Here is an 847-nt window from a genome sequence, read left to right as displayed (position 1 = left end):
GTGCAGAGTGTATTCAATGTTTTCGTTTGTAAGCAGCTCAGCATACTCATCACGAGTGTGGTGCTGACGGTTAACACGCAGCCACATTGGTGCCTTGCTGTTGTTCGCTTCAACAAGTTGCTCCCATTGATCTGGGTAGCTCTCTTGTAGCATCTTTAGGATCCAGCTTGGGTGCCCGTATTTGCCAGCGTTGTGACTGACTGCAGCCTCATCCAGAGCTTCTTGATCGCGTAGATAGTTGCGTAGTACAGCGTTGATCAAGCCACTTAGGTTCTGCCCACGCAGAGTTTTGGTCGCTTCTACTGTTTCACCTACCGCTGCGTGCGAAGGAATACGCATGAAGCTCAATTGGTAAATACCAACCAGAATTAGGTGGTGGAAAACACGTTTCTTGCCTTTTAATGGATTGTCCATTAATTGGTTGGCGATAGATTCTAGGCGAGGTAAGTAGCGCAGAGCGCCATAACAGATCTCTTGCAGTAGTGCATGGTCACGTGGGCGGATTGTTTTTTGAGCCGCAGGTAACGCGTGTGAAAGAGAGTGGCCTTTATCGACAACTTGGAATAGGACATTGGCAGCAGCAGCGCGAACATTCATGGAGAGTACCGACTATTTTATTGAATACATGAGGGCATCTCTGCCCTCGTAAAGGTTATAGACTGCATTGAGTGCAGTCTTGCAAGGGCTAGACGAGCTGTGTGCCCACTTCAAACCAGCTTGCGCGAGAGTTCAAGATATCTTGAACTGACATCGCTTTCTTGCCCGGTACTTGTAGCTGTTCAAGAACAAGTACGCCTTGCCCTGTTGCTACATAGATACCAGTTTTATCCGCTTGTAGAATCGTACC

1 protein-coding gene and 1 pseudogene are annotated in these 847 nt (G+C 48.1%); both read right to left on the bottom strand.

What is annotated here, in order from left to right; all coding sequences use genetic code 11:
- Positions 1-597 (bottom strand): transcription antitermination factor NusB (locus KIV40_RS30585; RefSeq protein WP_285353043.1); only part of this gene is annotated, 597 nt, incomplete at its 3' end.
- Positions 598-685: 88 nt separating this feature from the next.
- Positions 686-847, bottom strand: a pseudogene (gene fmt / locus KIV40_RS30580) (methionyl-tRNA formyltransferase); the annotation flags it as partial.

The organism is Vibrio sp. D173a (genome assembly GCF_030248475.1).
The sequence above is the reverse complement of the archived record's forward strand: the minus strand, read 5'-3'. Positions and strand labels throughout refer to the sequence as shown.